Source organism: Microbacterium sp. R1 (assembly GCF_015159725.1).
Lineage (GTDB): Bacteria > Actinomycetota > Actinomycetes > Actinomycetales > Microbacteriaceae > Microbacterium > Microbacterium oxydans.
Genome location: NZ_JADDUD010000003.1, coordinates 59,481 through 75,601, shown reverse-complemented (window position 1 = coordinate 75,601; position 16,121 = coordinate 59,481). Strand labels below are relative to the sequence as shown.

General features: G+C 68.4%; 17 protein-coding genes. 8 read left to right on the top strand and 9 right to left on the bottom strand.

Annotated features, from left to right (window positions below; genetic code table 11):
- Positions 1–15: 15 nt before the first annotated feature.
- Complete coding sequence (nadE, locus tag ILP86_RS14130) at positions 16–834, bottom strand: ammonia-dependent NAD(+) synthetase (protein WP_061015528.1); 819 nt, start codon at positions 832–834, stop codon at positions 16–18.
- A gap of 107 nt (positions 835–941) precedes the next feature.
- On the opposite strand from nadE, the gene ILP86_RS14125 reads away from it, so the two are divergent.
- Positions 942–1,499: a nucleoside phosphorylase gene (locus ILP86_RS14125; RefSeq protein WP_141370424.1), complete on the top strand. Its 558-nt coding sequence runs from the start codon at positions 942–944 to the stop codon at positions 1,497–1,499.
- A 40-nt stretch (positions 1,500–1,539) separates the two neighbouring features.
- On the opposite strand, the gene ILP86_RS14120 is transcribed toward ILP86_RS14125, so the two are convergent.
- From ILP86_RS14120 to ILP86_RS14105, 4 genes are all read right to left on the bottom strand, one after another.
- Positions 1,540–4,524, bottom strand: a complete 2,985-nt coding sequence (locus ILP86_RS14120; RefSeq protein ID WP_193762267.1) for an AAA family ATPase — start codon at positions 4,522–4,524, stop codon at positions 1,540–1,542.
- Positions 4,525–5,694 carry an exonuclease SbcCD subunit D gene (locus tag ILP86_RS14115; RefSeq protein WP_193762266.1) on the bottom strand — a complete coding sequence of 390 codons (1,170 nt, stop codon included), beginning with the start codon at positions 5,692–5,694 and terminating at the stop codon, positions 4,525–4,527. It lies immediately after the preceding gene.
- Between the two features lie 256 nt (positions 5,695–5,950).
- On the bottom strand, positions 5,951–6,433 hold the full coding sequence (locus tag ILP86_RS14110) for a DIP1984 family protein (protein ID WP_046747288.1): 483 nt from the start codon (positions 6,431–6,433) through the stop codon (positions 5,951–5,953).
- A gap of 52 nt (positions 6,434–6,485) precedes the next feature.
- Positions 6,486–6,794 (bottom strand): GNAT family N-acetyltransferase, encoded by a 309-nt coding sequence (locus ILP86_RS14105; protein WP_058630449.1) that lies wholly within the window; start codon positions 6,792–6,794, stop codon positions 6,486–6,488.
- A gap of 333 nt (positions 6,795–7,127) precedes the next feature.
- On the opposite strand from ILP86_RS14105, the gene ILP86_RS14100 reads away from it, so the two are divergent.
- Genes ILP86_RS14100 through ILP86_RS14090 form a run of 3 tightly spaced genes read left to right on the top strand, consistent with a single transcriptional unit; the run spans position 7,128 to position 9,059 of the window.
- Complete coding sequence (locus tag ILP86_RS14100; RefSeq protein WP_058630499.1) at positions 7,128–7,835, top strand: winged helix-turn-helix domain-containing protein; 708 nt, start codon at positions 7,128–7,130, stop codon at positions 7,833–7,835.
- A gap of 44 nt (positions 7,836–7,879) precedes the next feature.
- Complete coding sequence (locus ILP86_RS14095; RefSeq protein WP_193762265.1) at positions 7,880–8,839, top strand: DNA-3-methyladenine glycosylase; 960 nt, start codon at positions 7,880–7,882, stop codon at positions 8,837–8,839.
- Between the two features lie 22 nt (positions 8,840–8,861).
- Complete coding sequence (locus ILP86_RS14090; RefSeq protein WP_193762264.1) at positions 8,862–9,059, top strand: hypothetical protein; 198 nt, start codon at positions 8,862–8,864, stop codon at positions 9,057–9,059.
- 51 nt (positions 9,060–9,110) lie between these two features.
- Here the strand turns inward: ILP86_RS14090 and ILP86_RS14085 are convergent, their stop codons facing one another.
- From ILP86_RS14085 to ILP86_RS14070, 4 genes are read right to left on the bottom strand one after another with little or no spacing between them, the layout of a single operon-like run.
- Positions 9,111–9,866 (bottom strand): ABC transporter ATP-binding protein, encoded by a 756-nt coding sequence (locus tag ILP86_RS14085; protein ID WP_193762263.1) that lies wholly within the window; start codon positions 9,864–9,866, stop codon positions 9,111–9,113.
- Positions 9,863–10,891 (bottom strand): iron chelate uptake ABC transporter family permease subunit, encoded by a 1,029-nt coding sequence (locus ILP86_RS14080; RefSeq protein ID WP_046747428.1) that lies wholly within the window; start codon positions 10,889–10,891, stop codon positions 9,863–9,865. The genes ILP86_RS14085 and ILP86_RS14080 overlap by 4 nt, the downstream gene beginning before the upstream one ends.
- Positions 10,892–10,910: 19 nt before the next feature.
- Positions 10,911–11,897: an ABC transporter permease gene (locus ILP86_RS14075; RefSeq protein WP_046747284.1), complete on the bottom strand. Its 987-nt coding sequence runs from the start codon at positions 11,895–11,897 to the stop codon at positions 10,911–10,913.
- 49 nt (positions 11,898–11,946) lie between these two features.
- Positions 11,947–12,942, bottom strand: coding sequence for a siderophore ABC transporter substrate-binding protein (locus ILP86_RS14070; RefSeq protein WP_193762262.1), 996 nt, complete (start codon positions 12,940–12,942; stop codon positions 11,947–11,949).
- 99 nt (positions 12,943–13,041) lie between these two features.
- Between ILP86_RS14070 and ILP86_RS14065 the strand changes: the two genes are divergently transcribed.
- The 4 genes from ILP86_RS14065 (at position 13,042) to ILP86_RS14050 (ending at position 16,121) form a co-directional block, all read left to right on the top strand.
- The gene (locus ILP86_RS14065; protein WP_141370430.1) at positions 13,042–13,809 is read left to right on the top strand and encodes a siderophore-interacting protein; all 768 of its coding nucleotides are present in this window, start codon (positions 13,042–13,044) and stop codon (positions 13,807–13,809) included.
- A 33-nt stretch (positions 13,810–13,842) separates the two neighbouring features.
- Positions 13,843–14,247 (top strand): VOC family protein, encoded by a 405-nt coding sequence (locus tag ILP86_RS14060; RefSeq protein ID WP_061015535.1) that lies wholly within the window; start codon positions 13,843–13,845, stop codon positions 14,245–14,247.
- A gap of 275 nt (positions 14,248–14,522) precedes the next feature.
- Positions 14,523–15,692: an RtcB family protein gene (locus ILP86_RS14055; protein ID WP_193762261.1), complete on the top strand. Its 1,170-nt coding sequence runs from the start codon at positions 14,523–14,525 to the stop codon at positions 15,690–15,692.
- Between the two features lie 150 nt (positions 15,693–15,842).
- On the top strand, positions 15,843–16,121 hold the full coding sequence (locus ILP86_RS14050; protein WP_227751274.1) for a hypothetical protein: 279 nt from the start codon (positions 15,843–15,845) through the stop codon (positions 16,119–16,121).

Below are 16,121 nucleotides of genomic sequence, written 5' to 3'. Positions count from 1 at the left end.
CCTCGACGCGCGGGTTCAGCGCCACCAGGTGTCGTCGGGCGTCACCGGGAGGTGTCGCTTGTGCTGCGTCGCGAGATACCTGGCCTCGATGCGACCGGCGACCTCAGGATCGACCTCGCGCCCCTCGAGGAAGTCGTCGATCTGCTCGTAGGTGAGGCCGAGTTCGTCCTCGTCGGCGCGTCCCGGCTGGCCGTCCAAGAGATCGGCCGTCGGCACCTTGAAGGCGAGTCGGTCCGGAGCGTCGAGGAACTGCAGCAGCGAGCGTCCCTGCCGCTTGCTGAGCCCGGACAACGGGAGGATGTCGGCAGCGCCGTCACCGAACTTCGTGTAGAAGCCGGTCACCGCCTCCGCCGCATGGTCGGTGCCGATCACCAGCAGTCCGTCGTGGCCGGCGAGCGCATACTGCGTGACCATGCGGACGCGAGCCTTGATGTTGCCGCGGTTGAAGTCGCTGATGTCGCTCGTGACCGCGAACTCGATGTCCTCCTCCACTCCGTCGACACCGTTCTGGATGTTGACCTCGACGGAGGAGTCGGGCGCGATGAACGCCAGCGCGGCTTCCGCGTCTTCGGCATCGTGCTGAACCCGATAGGGCAGACGCACCGCGAGGAACTTCGCCTCGCCGCCCTCGGCGCGCACACGCTCCACCGCGAGCTGTGCCAGACGGCCGGCCAACGTGGAGTCCTGCCCGCCCGAGATCCCGAGCACGAACCCCTTCGCTCCGGTGGCACGCAGGTAGTCGGCGAGGAAGCCGATCCGACGATCGGTCTCGGCCTCAGGATCGATCTCGGGCCTGACGCCGAGGTCTTCAGAGATCTGCTTCTGCAACGACATGTCATCCTCCGTCTTGTCCTCGACCAGTATCGCCCCTGCGTGTTACGTCCGGGTGACACCGCGGCGTTCGCATGCTCCTGCCAGCGAAGGCCTGAGAGAATGGACCGGTGAAGCTCCTCGTCGCTGCCCTCGATTCCGAACTGTCCGCATTCCCGGAGGAGCTCGACGGCTTCGACCGACTCGTGACCGGCGCCGGAAAGCTGCCGGCCACGTACGGCCTGACCCGCGCACTCGATGCCAAGATCTACGACGAGATCGTGGTGGTCGGAACAGCCGGAGCCATCGAGCCCGGCCTCGAGGCGACCGTCCACGAGGTCGGCAGCGCGTTCCAGCACGACGTCACCGACCTCGACGGCGTTCGCGGGCAGCACGTCTCACTGCCTGCACGCGTCTCCACCGGACGCGACGGCGTGTTGATCGCGACCGGTGACCACTTCGTCGAGGACGCCGAGGTCACCGCCGTGATCCGCCCCTCCGGTGCTGCACTGGTCGACATGGAGACCTACGCCTTCATCTGGGTCGCCGAGCAGTTCGGTGTTCCGATCCGCGTGTTGCGTGCGGTGTCCGACCAGGCGGAAGACGGCGCGCTGACAGACTGGCGCGAGGCCGTCGCCCGCTGCAGCGTGCAGCTGCGCGACGTCATCCGCAGCGAATACGGCGTCTGACGCACGACAGGCGGATCGCACTGGCCCGCGTCAGCGAGCGTCAGCGGGCGTCGATGACGCTGGGGCCGTTGGGCAGCGCTCGCACCGTGAGCTGCGCGGGGATCTGCTCCTGCATGGCCTCGACATGGCTGATCACGCCGACGGTCCTGCCGCCCTGACGCAACTCATCGAGTGTGCGCATGGCTACGTCGAGAGTGTCACCGTCGAGGGAACCGAACCCCTCGTCGATGAAGAGGGTGTCCAGACGAATTCCCCCCGCGCGCGCAGTGACCACCTCGGCCAATCCCAGCGCCAACGCGAGTGACGTGAGGAAGGTCTCACCTCCCGACAACGACTGCGGTGGTCGGGTCTGGCCGGTGAACGCGTCGAACACCACGATGCCGAGTCCGGAAGCCGCACCGCGGGCCGCGAGCGCGTCGGAGTGCCGCAGCTGATACCGCCCGGTGGACATCTCGTGCAGCCGACGGTTGGCCGCCTCGACGATCTCCTCGAGCTCTGCCGCGAGGACGAACGTCTCCAAGGTCATCTTGCGGGTGTTGACGCCCCTGCCCGCGATCGTGTCCGCGAGGTTCTGCAGCACCTCGAACTCCGCGGCCTCGTCGGCGCTGCGAGCCTGCTCGATCGCGGCAGAATCGATCAGCCCGCCGAGCCGTTCCGCGGTGCCGGCGGCCTTGGCTGCCTCGTCGACCGCCGTGGCCCAGAGGCTACGAGCTTCCGCTGATGCTCGTTCGGCCGGTGCCAGGTCGATGGGCTCTTCCGGCAGGGTGCGGAGTTCGAGGTCGAACAGCACGGCCCGCTCCTTCTCCCGTTGCACCGCGTGCTGCGTGATCCGCGCGTCCAGCGCTTCCTGGACTGAGAGCGGGCGCAGCGCCTCTTCCGCTGCTGCCTCGTCAGCGAACACGGAGTCCGCGAGACCGGCGTCGCGCTGTGCCTGGGCGCCGACGAGGGCCTCGGCCCTGCGCACGCGCTCGGAGATCGCCTGGCTCAGCGCACGCGCAGCCGCGACCTTGGCCTCGTTGTCCGCCAGCCGTTCGGCGACCGTGGGGAATGCAGCCCGCGCCGCGGCGATCAGCTCCTGTGCCTCCGTGCGACGTTGACGCAGGACGGCATGCTGTTCGCGTGCCTCCGCCAAAGCCCTCGCGTCGTCTTCTCGTTCGGTGTCGAGATGCTCGAGCCGCGTCACGAGGTCCGCGAGCTGCGTGTCGAGCGCGGTCAGCGTCTCGACAGCCGCGCGGCTGTCCGCGAGAGCCGCAGCGGCCTCCTCGTACTCGGTCTCGGCACGTTCGACGTCGCGCCCGTCGGCGCGAGCGGTGGCGGCCGCGAGTTCGGCGCGGAGCGCAGAGGATCTGGATGCCAGCTCGCCTTCCCGCCGGGCCGCGGAGTCGCGCGCTTCTTCCGCGACGGCGATGTCCTCCGGCGAGACGGGATCGGCGTGCGTGGCCGGCGCAGGGTGCTCGAGCGAGCCGCAGACCGGACAGGGCTGTTCGTGTCGGAGCGTCGACGCGAGTTCTCCCGCCATGCCGTCCGTGCGGCGCCGGCGCAGCTCGGCCAGCGTGGACTGAGCCGCCGCATGCAACGCCGTCGCCTGCGTGAGCTCGACGTCTACCGAGAGCTCCGCTGTCCGCAGCCTCTCCGCCTCCCGCGCCGCCACGCGACGTGCGTCTGCGGTCTCCTGTGCCGCCCGTCTGTCCTCCACCCGATCTGCCAGGCTCCGCGCCGCGTCGCGCGATGCGTTGAGTGCGGTGACCTCTTCCGGGAGCGCGGCCCGCTTCGCATCGGCGGCCTGGATGCGTGCGGTGGCGACCGCGACCGCCTCCTCGGCGGCGCGCACCTCGGCGTCCAGAGCCGGTGCGCTCTCTTCGAGTTCCCGCGCCCGCTGCCAGGCGCCGATCTCCCTGGTGCGCTCCTGCGCCCACGCCTCGAGGTCGTCGTCGTCGGGAAGCCCCATCGCCTGCCCGGTCACGCGGGCGTTCTGCTCCTCCAGGCCGGCAGCCTCGAGCGCTCCAGCCGCTCGCGCAGCGGCGGCGATCATCGGACGAAGCGACTCGGCGGCGCGCGACGCGGCGAGCTCGGCACGGGCGTGCTCGATCGACGGCGCCTCGGCATCGAGGCGTTCGAGGGCGGATCTGGCTCGATCGCGTTCCTGCTGCGCGCGTCGTTCCTCTCGGGCGATGGCGAGTTCGGCGTCGGCAGCGGTCGACTGCTGCTCGGCATCGGCGCGATCGGAGGCACGACGCTCCGCACGGTAGTCGGCGCGAGCCTTCGCCCGCCGGAGGGCCTCCAGCCGCTCGTCGATCGACGCGGGAGCCTGCGACGTCTCCGCCACGGTGTCATCGCCGTCTCCCGACAGCCCGCCGGCGACCACGAGGTTCTCGGCCTCGTCGATACGCGCCTCGACGGCGGCGAGACGACTGCCGAGCACTTGTTCGGCCGCACGGCGACGATCGTCGAACCGCGCCTGCACGTCTTCGAATCGTTGCGTTCCGAACAGCCGCCGCAGCAGTGCCTGGCGATCGCGGCTGCCCGCGAGCAGAAACTCCGAGAACCGGTTCTGTGCGAGCAGGATCACCTGCAGGAACTGCTCCCGACTGAGCTGAAGGATCTCATCGAGCTCGCAGGCGACGTCGACCGCCCGCGCGGCACGGCCGATCCATCCACTGTCCGTCCACTCGTCGAGCGACACGGTGGCCGCCTGCTTGGTCATGCCACCACCGCGCTTGGCCGGGCGCAGGTACTCGGGCGAGCGCGTGACGCGGTATCGACCGGCCTGCGTGCTGAACTCGACGACCACCTCTGAGGGATCGTCAGGCTCGCAGTGATCGCTTCGCAGGCGTTTCTCGCCGCCCTCGTATCGAGGCACCCCGCCGTACAGGCCGAAGCACACCGCATCGAGGATGCTCGACTTGCCCGCCCCGGTCCGTCCGGCGATCAGGAAGATGCCGTCGTCGGCGAAGGCGTCGAAGTCAACGGTCTGTCGCGACCGGAACGGGCCGAAGCCTTCGACCACCAGACGATGAAGACGCATCTAGACGAGCGCCTCGGCACGCACCCGATCGTCGAGCACCGCGCGGATCAGCTCGCTCTCGGCCTCTGTGGGTCCGTGCCCGGCCCGCACGTGCTCGAGGAAGGCATCGATGCGGTCGGCATCGGTGACAGCGGTGCGCAGCCGCTGCACATAGGAGCGCTCGTCGACCTCGGCGGTCACCTCCGGCTGGTGCTGCACCATGGCGCAGTACGGGAAGCTCTCGCGAAGACGCCGCATGGGCTCGCGCTGCGGCACCGCATCGGTGTAGACGGCGCAGACCCAGTCATCCGCGTGCTGCGCGACCAACTCGGTGGACAGGATCTCGTCGAGCGGGCCGGTGAGGGTGACGAGCCGCCGAGGCACCGGCAGTTCCATCCACTCAACGCCGGCGAGTCCTTCGGCGTCGATGTCGACGAGCCAGCAACCACGGGGCTTGTGCTGCTCTCCGAAGCTGTAGTGCAGAGGCGCGCCCGCGTAGCGCACGCGGTCGCTGAGCTGCTGGCGTCCGTGGATATGGCCGAGCGCCACGTAGTCGGGTCCGTCGAACACGCTCAGCGGCACGACGTCGAGACCGCCCTGTCGCACCTCGCGCTCGAGCCCGGCGGTCGCGTCGACACCCGCGGCGAAGCAGTGCGCGATCGCCACCGCTCGGCCTCCGTGCTGGTCCATGCCGGCGCGGACCAGGTCCATCGCATGCGCCATGGTCTGCGCCTGCGTGCGCAGCTGACGCCCGGATGCATCGCCCTCGGGCCAGTGCTGACGCACGATGGCCGGCTCGAGGTAGGGGATGCCGTAGAAATGCACCGGTCCGTGGTCATCGGCGATGGTCACCGGCACACCCACCGCGAGGGGGTCTGTGAGCACGTGGATGCCCTCGCGGAGAAGGCGCGCCTGGAACCCGAGTCGTGCGGCGGAGTCGTGGTTGCCGCTCGTGACGATGACGCGGGCGCCCGTCTCGTGCAGCGCCACCAGCGCATCGCCCAGCAGCGTGTATGCCGCGCCGGACGGGGTGGCGGAATCGAAGACGTCTCCCGCGACGACGACCACGTCGACCGCATTGTCGCGAACCTGCGCGGTGAGCGCCTCGAGCACCTCGGCGAGAGCGTCCATGGTCGAATTGCCATGGAACGTCCGGCCGATGTGCCAGTCCGAGGTGTGCAGGATCCGCATACTCACACGGTACGAACCCCCTCCGACATTCCGTCCGAGGCGTGCCGTGCGCGGGCCCGCACCCGGCGCGGAGGAGGGAGCGGAAGGTCCCCTGACCCACCCTCGCCACGACGATCGGCACGCGGTGATGCGAGATGCGTGGTGCACCTTCACCTGTGCGGAGTGCAGGGCTGCGCGATGCGAGATCAGGGCTGCCCTCCGCCCGACAGGTGCCGGCTTGCCCCGCCGGCTGAGGGTTGTGCCCGCTTCGTCGTGACTACCGACTCCCGCTCTCCTCCTCGAGATCGTTCGACCAGTTCGCCTGCTGGATCCTGTTGTCGAGCTCACGCAACTCCTGCGCGACGGCGTCGGCGCGCGAGCGCAGCTGTGAGACGGGGAGTGCGGAGACCTGACGCAGCTCCGAACGCATCTGGCGGAGGAACTGGTCGTTGGCCCCCGAAGCGGCGGCTGCCGCATCCGTCAGCACGGAGTGCCGAAGACGGAGCACGTCGCGGGAGGCCAGCGCGTCGGTCATGGTGCCGTCCGCACCCAGATGCAGTCGCGCGTTGGTGGCGTTGATGCGGCGGATGAGGTCGCGCAGTTGCGTCAACGCCGCGTCGACCTCGACGATCAGGGCGGCGGCATCCTCCGCCGGTTCCTCGCCCTCCTGGTAGCGGGCGTTCGCGACGATGCGCGCCCGCAGCTGCTCGATCCGGCGCTGCAGGTCGGCGCGTGCGGTGAGGGCCTCGGCGAGTTTCATGACGTCATCCTCGCAGGGGCGCGGCGTAACAGTTCGTCATACGGTCGGAGAGTCAGCGAGTACGCAGCAGGCCGGCGCGCTCCGGGTGGGCGGCGAACCAGTCGGCCACGTACCAGCACACGGCATCGACCTTGCGATCGCCGCGCTCCTCGATGTCGGCCACCGCACCCTCGACGACCTTCCCCGCATAGCCGTTCCCGCGGAAAGTCGGGATCGTGAAGGCTCGGGTGAGGGCGATCGTGTGGCCGTCGTCACGGTAGTCGAGCACGCTCACGAGCTTGCCGTCACGCATGAGCGTGTAACGCGAGGCGTCCTTCTCGTCGGTCAGGATGAAGCCGCCGACGGTGTGCGAGATCGTCATTGCAACCACGTTACGCCCGTCAGGGACGCCCGGGCGTTTTGACATGAGACGTCACGATCGGACATAATCCCCCCATGACTACCAACGCAAGCCCCTCGTCCGCCCAGGAGGCGAACAGGACTGCCGGGATGATGATGCCCGGTCGCGTTGGCATGTGTTGCCGAATGTGTCGCTGAACGAACAGCCACCCCGCCTGACCTGAACCCCTCGCCATCTGCGAGGTCAGTGTCACCGAGCATCCACCCTTTGCTCGATTCCCGGCTCCGCCGGTCATTCATGCAACGCATCAGAGCCCCTTTCGGTCCGGGCTCACGTCCTGAGGACTTCATCATCATGTCGAACACCGCACTTCTCGAGCGTCCCGCCACCACCGCCGCCGTCCGCACGCAGCCCGAGACCGCCGCGCCGCTCTCTCCTGCCGGAGCCGACCTCCCCGCCGTGCGCTCGCCCCGTGGCTTCGCCCTCTACGTGGGCCTGGACGAGATCAAGGCCGCAGAGGCCGGAGTCAGCCTCCCCCTGCTCGTCGATGCCCTGCGTCGCACGCTCGCCGAGCTCGCGCCGGGAGCCGAGACCCACGCCACCGTCGCCCTCGCGCCCCACGGTTCGGGAGGGCGCGACCTCGACGTCGTGCGCCTCGCACTGCAGGAGCCGGGCGCGATCGCCCGCACCAAGGCCGCCGCCGAGGAGGAGACCACCGACGAGGAGAGCGGCGTCACGGTCGACATCTCCCGCAAGCGTGTGCTGATCGACGGCGAGTCCGCTGCTTTCACTTACAAGGAGTTCGAGCTGCTGCAGTACCTGGTGCTGCGCGAGGGACGCACGATCGAGCGCAGCGAACTGGTGTCAGCGCTCTGGCAGGCACAGGACGACGAGACGCCGGGCGAGCGCACGATCGACGTGCACGTGCGCCGCCTCCGGGCGAAGCTGGGTCGCTACGAGGACATCGTGCGCACCGTGCGCGGAATCGGCTACCGCTTCGATCGGCACGCCGACGTCGTGATCCGCTACGGTCACGGCACGCCCTCGCCCGACCGGTTCTGAGCACCCAGGGCTCCGGTGTCAGAACCGGAGCGTAGGGTGGGCGCATGACTCTGACGGCCGACCCCGCTGCGGCAGGAGCCGCTAGCTCGGAGGCCCCTCGAGAGACGGTCTACCGACCGCCGCACGAGCTCGATCTGCGCAGCACCGTGGGTATGCTCCGACGCGGTGGCAACGACCCGACGATGGTCATCGACGGGCCGGTCATCTGGCGGGCGATGCGCACGCCGCTCGGACCGGCCACCCTGGCGCTGCGAATGATCGGCGGCGAGGTGCGCGCGACGGCGTGGGGCCCCGGATCGGGTCCGGCCCTCGAGCTCGTCCCCGCCCTGTGCGGGGCGCACGACGACGCCGGGGACTTCGACGCGTCGCATCACCCCCTCATCGCCGATTCCGCGCGGCGGCATCCGGGACTGCGCCTGACCCGCACCGACGAGGTGTTCGACGCGCTCGCGTGCGCGATCATCGAGCAGAAGGTGACCGGCATGCAGGCCTTCGGCGCGTGGCGCTGGCTGGTCAGCCGCTTCGGAACGCGCGCGCCGGGACCGACGCCGCGCCCGATGTTCACCGCGCCAGCACCTGAGCAGTGGCACCGGATCCCTTCCTGGGCCTGGCACAGAGCCGGAGTCGAGCCACCGCAGTCTCGCACCATCGTGCGTGCGGCTGAACGCGGAGACCGCATCGCCCGCGCCGTACGCACGGCCTCCACAGGGGCTGATCGCGATCGGGTGCTCACGAGCCTTCCCGGCGTGGGGGTGTGGACATCGGCGGAGACCCGCATCCGCTCGCTCGGCGACCCCGACGCGGTGAGCGTCGGCGACTACCACCTCGCCCACCAGGTCGGCTACGCCCTGACCGGCACTCGCACCGATGACGACGGGATGATCGAACTCCTCTCCCCCTGGTCCGGGCAGCGGCAACGCGTCGTGCGCCTCATCCACGCCAGCGGTGTGCAGGAACCGCGACGGGGTCCTCGCCTCGCACCGGAGGACCATCGCCGCCGCTGACACCGGCACCTATGCTGGTGCCATGTCCCGTTCCATGCTGCGCATCCTCGTCACCGTCGGCCTTCTGTTCGTCGGTGTCGTGATCGGGCTGATCTTCCAGAACGTCTGGCTCGGTGTGCTGCTCGCCGCGATCGTGTGGCTGGGCTGGTTCCTCGGGTACGAATCGCGGCGCGGCAACAACGCCGGCGTCAACGACGAGGACCACGGCATCGAGCTCTGACCTCAATCCCCTCGCCCGTGGGAACGCGGCACAGTTCAGTAGCGGCACAGTTCAGTAGTAGACGGCGAGCGGCCCTGACGGACCGTCGAGAACGCGCACGGGAGTGTCGAAGACCCGTGTGAGGACGTCGTCCGTCATGATCGCGGCCGGCGCCCCGAACTCCACGACGGCTCCATCCTTCATGGCGCAGATGTGGTCGGCGTAGTGGCTCGCGAAGTTGATGTCGTGCAGCACGATGACGATCGTGCGTCCGAGCTCCTCCGACGCGCGTCGCAGGTGCTTCATCATCTGCACCGCATGCCGCATGTCGAGGTTGTTGAGCGGCTCGTCCAGCAGCACGAACTCGGTGTCCTGCGCGAGGACCATCGCGACGTAGGCGCGCTGGCGCTGCCCACCGGAGAGCTCGTCGAGATACCTGCCCTCCAGCGCGCCGAGGTCGAGGAAGTCGATGGCTCGACTGATGATCTCCTCATCCGCGCGGTTCAGCCGACCCTTCGAATGCGGGAAGCGCCCGAAGCCGACCAGTTGACGCACGGTGAGGCGCGTGACGAAGTGGTTCTCCTGGCGCAGGATCGACACGACCTTCGCCAGGTCCTTCGACTTCGTGGAGGCCACATCGAGTCCGGCGATCTCGATGGCTCCGGCGTCCATCCCGCTGAGACGCCCGATCATCGTGAGCAGAGTCGACTTGCCTGCACCGTTCGGACCGATGAGAGCGGTGATGCCGCCGGCGGGGATCTCGAGGTCGACGGGGCCGATCGCGACCTCGCTGCTGTAGTCCCGGCGGACGCCGTCGAGTGCGATCACAGCCTGCCCTTTCTGAGGATGACGATGAGGAACACGATGCCGCCCACGAGCTCGATCAGGATCGACACCATGCCCTGCGCGTAGAAGATGTTCTTCATCACGAAATACGCCCCGGCCAGGATGGTGAAGGCCGTGAGGACGGCGACCGGGAAGATCAACCGGTGATCATGGGTATCGGCGAACTGGTACGCGAGCGTCGCGACCAGGAAGCCGAGGAAGGTCATCGGCCCCACCAACGCGGTCGAGGTCGCCATGAGCACGGCGACGAGGAACAGCACGATGAACAGCTCGCGCCGATGATCGACGCCGAGTGAGCGCGCGGCATCCGGACCGAGTGCCATCAGGTTGAGCCGGCGCGAGCGCAGCCACAGCAGCCCCGAGGCCGCGACCACCAGCGGGATCGCCAGCGGCAGGTACGAGGGATCGGCGTTGGACACGTTGCCGAACAGACGCGCGGCGAGCACGTCGAACTCGCTGGGGGTGAGCAGACGCTGCATGAAGGTGGCGATCGCGCCGAGACCGCCTCCGATCACGATGCCGACGAGGAGCATGATCTGCAGGTTGCCGTAACGACCCGAGAGCAGCCAGCCGTAGAGCGCCACCGCGAGGCCGACCATGATCGCCACCTGGATCGCGAACTGCCCCACGCCCTGGATGGCAACGATGCCCGCCACGCCGAACAGATACACGGTCGAGGTCTGCACCACCCGGTACAGCGACTCGAAGCCCATGATCGACGGCGTGATGATGCGGTTGTTCGTCACGGTCTGGAAGCTCACCGTGGCGACGGCCTGAGCGACGGCGACGAGCGCCATCACGGTCACGTCGGTCGCTCGGTGCTGAGCGATGCGCCAGAAGCCCGCGGAGCCGACGGGCATGGGATTCGCCCACGCGAGCAGACCGAAACCGGAACCTGCGGCGAGGACGATGAGGATGCCGAGCACGAGGAAGTACCGACGCCGCGCCTGCGGGGTCGTGAAGGAGCCCGCCGAACGGAGCCCTCCGGCAGTCGCCGCGTCGCTCATCGCGGCGCGCATCACGCCGCTAGCCACGTCGACGCTGCCTGAGCAGGAGGAGCACGAAGACCACGGCGCCGACGACCCCGAGGATCAGCGAGACCGGGACCTCGAAGGGCATGATGATCGTGCGCCCGATGATGTCGCAGACCGTGACGATCCCGATCCCCAGCAGACACACCCAGGGCAGGTTGCTGCGCAGATCGTCGCCGCGCACCATCGAGACGATGTTCGGCACGATCAATCCGAGGAAGGGGAGATTTCCCACGACGACGGTGACCACGCCGGTGGTGACAGCGATCAGGACGGTGCCGAGCAGGATGATCCGGTTGTAGTTCACCCCGACGTTGGTCGCGATCTCTTCGCCGAGTCCGGCGATGGTGAGTCGATCGGCGACGATGAAGACGATCACGCCGATGATGGCCACGATCCAGAGCATCTCGTACTGGCCGCGCATCACCGAGGTGAAGCTGCCGGCGAACCAGACGCCGATGATCTGCAGCGAGTTCGTGGCCAGAGCGAGGTAGGTCGAGAGAGCACCCACCACGGCACCGAGCATGATGCCGACGATCGGGACGATCAGGGATGATCTGAGCGCCACCCGCCGCAGGAACGCGAAGAACACCATGGTGCCCACGAAGGCTGCCAGTACCGCACCGGCCATCCGCAGCGGGAGGGACGGCTGCGGCACGAGGATCATGACGGCGAGGAGGCCGAGCCCTGCCCACTCCGTGGTACCCGTCGTGGTCGGCTCGACGAAGCGGTTCTGGGTGAGCAGCTGCATCACCAGTCCCGCCATGGCCATCGAGGCGCCGGCCAGGACGAGGGCGACCGTGCGCGGGATACGTGTGATCTGGAACATCTGCGCGCCGTCGTCCGCGCCGGCGATGTCGTACACACCCGTGAAGAGCGAGATCACGAGCAGGGCGGCGACGACGAGCACGCCGATGAGCAGCTTCACGTCGAAGAGCCGCCCGGCGTTGCGGGGCGGCGAAGCGATGTCTGTGGAGACCATGGTGGTGCGGCGGCGGCATCCGGATCACCCGGATGCCGCCGCCGTCAGCTCAGTTCTTCGCGCTCTTCTCGAGGGCGTCGGCGAGGTCGTTCAAGAACGTGGTGTAGGTCTGGATGCCCTCGTTCAGGTAGGTGTCTGTCGGCATGTAGACGAGCTGCTTCTCCTTCACGGCGGTGACCGAGGCGAGGGCTTCGGAGCTCTCGAGGATCTCGGCCGCCTGCACGTAGTCGGGGGTCTCAGCGGCGAACACCGCATCGCGGTCGAGCACGAGGATCCAGTCCGGGTTCGAGGAGGCGATGGCTTCGACGGAGATCTCGTCGCCCTGGTGGTCGTCACTCGCATCGTCCACCTCGAGAGCGGGCGTGAGTCCGAGGATGTCGTAGATCGGTCCCAGCGATCGGCCGACGGTCGGCGCGAGGTAGCCGATCTGGCCTCCCGACGTGTTGACGGCCATCACGGTGTCGGCGTCGTCGTATGCGGCCTTCGCGCGCTCGACGGCGGCATCGAAGTCGTCCACGAGCTTCTTCGCCTCGTCCTGCTTGCCGAAGATCTCGCCGAGCACCGTGACCTGGCGCTTGAGCTCCTCGTCGAAGGGCTCGCCGTCACGCGGCTCGAGGTCGACGATGGTGGCGTCGGGGACGAGGTCCGCGATCGCCGCGTTGTGCTGCGTGAAACGCTGGCCGCTGATGATCAGGTCGGGCTCGACGGCGACGACGGCTTCGAGGTTCGGCTCGCTGTGCAGGCCGATGTCGACGATCCCGTCGTCCTTCACATACGACACGGTCTCCGGCATGAGTGCCACGGCCCCGGCGGAGAGCTCGACGCCCCAGTCGGAGAGCGTCTGGAAGGTGCGGTTGTCGAGGGCGACCACCGATGCGGGTGGGGTGGCGATCTCCTTCGTGCCCGCGTTGTCCTCGATCGTGACGGTGGCTGCTGCCGGTTCGGTCTTCTCCGTTTCCTCCGAGCCTCCGGAGGTGCACCCGGCGAGGGCGAGGAGGCCGACGAGAGCGGCACTCGTAGCGGTGAGGGTTCTGGGCACGGACATGGAGAGACTCCTGTTCTGCGGGATCGGTGCGCACACGATGGGCGCCGGGGCGACGCACGGGGATCACCCGCGCCGTCTCATTTAGGTTAGCCTTACTTTATGAGCGATACGAAATCCGGTTTCTCGATCGAGCGTCGCGGCCTCGAGCTGCGCTTCCGCAACGTCACACTGAGCGCGCGTGAATGGCTGGCGCCGGACTTCGTGCGGGTGCGACTGACCGGCTCGGATCTCGCCGGCTTCGATTCGCCCGGTTCCGACGACCACATGCGCCTGTTCTTCCCCGCGGGCCCGACGGATTCCGTCGAGGAGCTGCGCGCCTCCCCCAGCCGCGAGTACACGCCGCTCGCCTGGGGCGACGACTGGCTCGACGTCGAGTTCGCGGTGCACGGCGACCAGGGAGTCGCCGCCCCCTGGGCGGCGAACGCGCCCCTCGGATCCACGATCGGCGTCGGCGGCCCCCGCGGGGCGGCCGTGCTGGTCGGCGAGCCCGGATCGTGGCTGCTGGTCGGCGACGAGACGGCGATCCCCGCGATCCGACGGTTCGCCGCGCTCATCCCCGACGGCACTCCTGCACGCATCGTGATCGAGACGGTGAACCCCGGCCGAGAGGTCGAGGTCGAGGCCCCGGTCGAGGTCGAGTGGCTGCACCGGGGAGAGAAGCCCTCCGGCTCCGCCCTCATCGCCTTCCTCGAGGGGCTGACGGCCGATGACACGGTCGGCCTCGACCCGTTCGTCTTCGTCGCCGCCGAGCAGTCGATCGTCAAGCCGGGCAGGGCACTGCTCGAACGGTGGGGCGTCGACAGTGCGAAAGCAGTCGTGAAGGGGTACTGGAAGCGCGGCGAGGCGGAGTACCACGCGCCGCACTAGTGCGACGTCGGCCGTTGCTGGGAGACTCGGCACATGGCACTTCTGGATCACCTCGGCATCACCGTGACCGACCTCGAACGCGGCAGGGCGCAGTTCCATCCCGTGCTCTCCGCCCTCGGGTATGTCAGCGGCGGAGCGAACGATCATTCGATCTCGTGGAACAACGGCGACGAGACCGAGATCATCCTCTACACCTGGGATGACGACACCACTCCGCACCGGCACGGCCGCGTGGGCTGGCAGCACATCGCGTTCGCGGTGCCCTCGCGCGACGACGTCGAACGCCTGCACGCGATCGCGGTGGATTCCGGCTGGACGGCCGTGCGCGAGCCCAAGGAGTACCCCCGCTACTCGGAGCGCTACTTCGCCTCCTTCGTCGAAGACCCCGACGGCATCCGGATCGAGTTCATGTACAACCCTCCTCGCGAGGCGAGTTGACTCCCGGGCGTGTCGCGCCCTAGGGTGGCAAAGCTGTGCCGATCGGTGCAGCACACCAGCCGAGGAGTCGACGGATGACCGCGCAGCGGAACCTCCCCATCGCCGCGGTCTTGCAGCTTCAGCACAAGCGCAATGACCGCTACGAGTCGTACCCTCCGGCACGCGTCGTGTGACAGCATCCGCTCTCGCAACGCCCCGTACCGTCAGGTCCGGGGCGTTCTTCCGTTGGAGACTCCCCTGACCTGTGGCTGAACACCACCACAAGGAAAGGAATCATGGAGAGGCTCTCCGCACGGCTGCTGTCGTGGGCGTCACTGATCGACGAGAAGACACTCGCTCAGGCGCACACCACGGCCCGCATGCCGTTCATCCACCCGCACCTGGCGCTGATGCCGGATGCGCACCTCGGCAAGGGGGCGACGGTCGGCTCGGTCATCCCGACGCTCGGCGCGATCATCCCCGCCGCCGTCGGCGTCGACATCGGCTGCGGCATGATCGCCGTCCGCACGCAGTTCACGAGGAGCGACCTCGACGGCCGCGAACTCGCCGAGCTCCGGGAGCAGATCGAGCGTGCCATCCCGCTGTCGGCCGGCCGGTACAACCGCAAGGTCGTGGCCACAGCCGAGCCGCGCATCGCCGAGCTCGAGCAGCTGGCACAGAAGAGCGGTTTCGACCCCGCACAGTACGCCGGGAACTGGCGCCTGCAGCTGGGTACATTGGGATCCGGGAACCACTTCATCGAGGTGTCGGTGGATGAGCTCGACCGGGTGTGGCTGTTCCTGCACTCGGGGTCGCGAGGCGTCGGCAACAAGATCGCCGGCCACCACATCGGTGTCGCGCAGCGGCTCGCGAAGCAGTGGTGGATCGACCTCCCCGACCCGGACCTGGCCTATCTCGTCGAAGGCACACCGGAGTTCACCCGATACATCCGGGAACTGCGGTGGGCACAGCACTTCGCCCTGCTGAACCGGGAGGAGATGATGGATCGGGTCATCCGCCAGGTGTCGGAGTTCCTCGGCACTCCGGTCGAGGAGCAGGAGCGGATCAACTGCCACCACAACTTCACAGAGTCGGAGAAGCACTACGGAAAGCAGGTGTGGGTGTCCCGGAAGGGCGCCATCCAGGCGGACGCCGGTCGTCCGGGTCTGATCCCCGGATCGATGGGCACCGCCTCGTACGTGGTGGAAGGGCGCGGTGACCCGCAGTCGCTGAGCTCCTCGCCGCACGGCGCCGGCCGGGAGTACTCGCGGTCCGCGGCGCGACGGACTTTCACTCACGAGCAGCTACGTGTGGCGATGGCCGGCATCGAGTTCCGTGACACCGACGCGTTCATCGACGAGATCCCCCAGGCGTACAAGCCGATCGACCGGGTGATGGCGGATGCCGCGAGCCTCGTGTCGATCCGGCACACGCTGCGGCAGGTCGTCAACGTGAAGGGCGATTGACCGGGACTGGGCGGGGCCTCCCCCGCCCAGTCCTTCCTGCACCGACGCGACGGAGAGCGTGTCATCCACGGATCGTGGGCAACCGATATCTTCGGCTCCTGCGCTCTGGCAGGCTTGCCGGATCGATGCGACGATGAGGGAGTGGGAGTCATGAACGACGCGCAGATCTGGACGATGATCGGGTCGTTCACCGTGCTGATGTTCAGCACGCTCACCGCCGTCTCGACATTGTTCGTCCGCATCCTCCGCAGCGAGATCGGGGGCCTGCGTACGGAGATGAACGGCCAGATCGATGGGCTGCGCACCGAGATGAATGCCCGCTTCGATTCCGTGAACACCCGCTTCGATTCCGTGAACACCCGCATCGACGGTCTCGACCGCGACGTGCAGGCGCTCGTCAAACGCACGTTCGGCCTCGACCGCGAGTGA

Excerpts from the sequence above, each read along its gene's own strand:
- ILP86_RS14110 (WP_046747288.1), bottom strand. The coding sequence starts at position 6,433 with ATGAAACTCGCCGAGGCCCTCACCGCACGCGCCGACCTGCAGCGCCGG.
- ILP86_RS14090 (WP_193762264.1), top strand. The coding sequence starts at position 8,862 with ATGTCCCGTTCCATGCTGCGCATCCTCGTCACCGTCGGCCTTCTGTTC.
- ILP86_RS14080 (WP_046747428.1), bottom strand. The coding sequence starts at position 10,891 with ATGAGCGACGCGGCGACTGCCGGAGGGCTCCGTTCGGCGGGCTCCTTC.
- ILP86_RS14065 (WP_141370430.1), top strand. The coding sequence starts at position 13,042 with ATGAGCGATACGAAATCCGGTTTCTCGATCGAGCGTCGCGGCCTCGAG.
- ILP86_RS14070 (WP_193762262.1), bottom strand. The coding sequence starts at position 12,942 with ATGTCCGTGCCCAGAACCCTCACCGCTACGAGTGCCGCTCTCGTCGGC.
- ILP86_RS14060 (WP_061015535.1), top strand. The coding sequence starts at position 13,843 with ATGGCACTTCTGGATCACCTCGGCATCACCGTGACCGACCTCGAACGC.
- ILP86_RS14115 (WP_193762266.1), bottom strand. The coding sequence starts at position 5,694 with ATGCGGATCCTGCACACCTCGGACTGGCACATCGGCCGGACGTTCCAT.
- ILP86_RS14120 (WP_193762267.1), bottom strand. The coding sequence starts at position 4,524 with ATGCGTCTTCATCGTCTGGTGGTCGAAGGCTTCGGCCCGTTCCGGTCG.
- ILP86_RS14100 (WP_058630499.1), top strand. The coding sequence starts at position 7,128 with ATGTCGAACACCGCACTTCTCGAGCGTCCCGCCACCACCGCCGCCGTC.
- nadE (WP_061015528.1), bottom strand. The coding sequence starts at position 834 with ATGTCGTTGCAGAAGCAGATCTCTGAAGACCTCGGCGTCAGGCCCGAG.
- ILP86_RS14105 (WP_058630449.1), bottom strand. The coding sequence starts at position 6,794 with ATGACGATCTCGCACACCGTCGGCGGCTTCATCCTGACCGACGAGAAG.
- ILP86_RS14095 (WP_193762265.1), top strand. The coding sequence starts at position 7,880 with ATGACTCTGACGGCCGACCCCGCTGCGGCAGGAGCCGCTAGCTCGGAG.
- ILP86_RS14050 (WP_227751274.1), top strand. The coding sequence starts at position 15,843 with ATGAACGACGCGCAGATCTGGACGATGATCGGGTCGTTCACCGTGCTG.
- ILP86_RS14055 (WP_193762261.1), top strand. The coding sequence starts at position 14,523 with ATGGAGAGGCTCTCCGCACGGCTGCTGTCGTGGGCGTCACTGATCGAC.
- ILP86_RS14075 (WP_046747284.1), bottom strand. The coding sequence starts at position 11,897 with ATGGTCTCCACAGACATCGCTTCGCCGCCCCGCAACGCCGGGCGGCTC.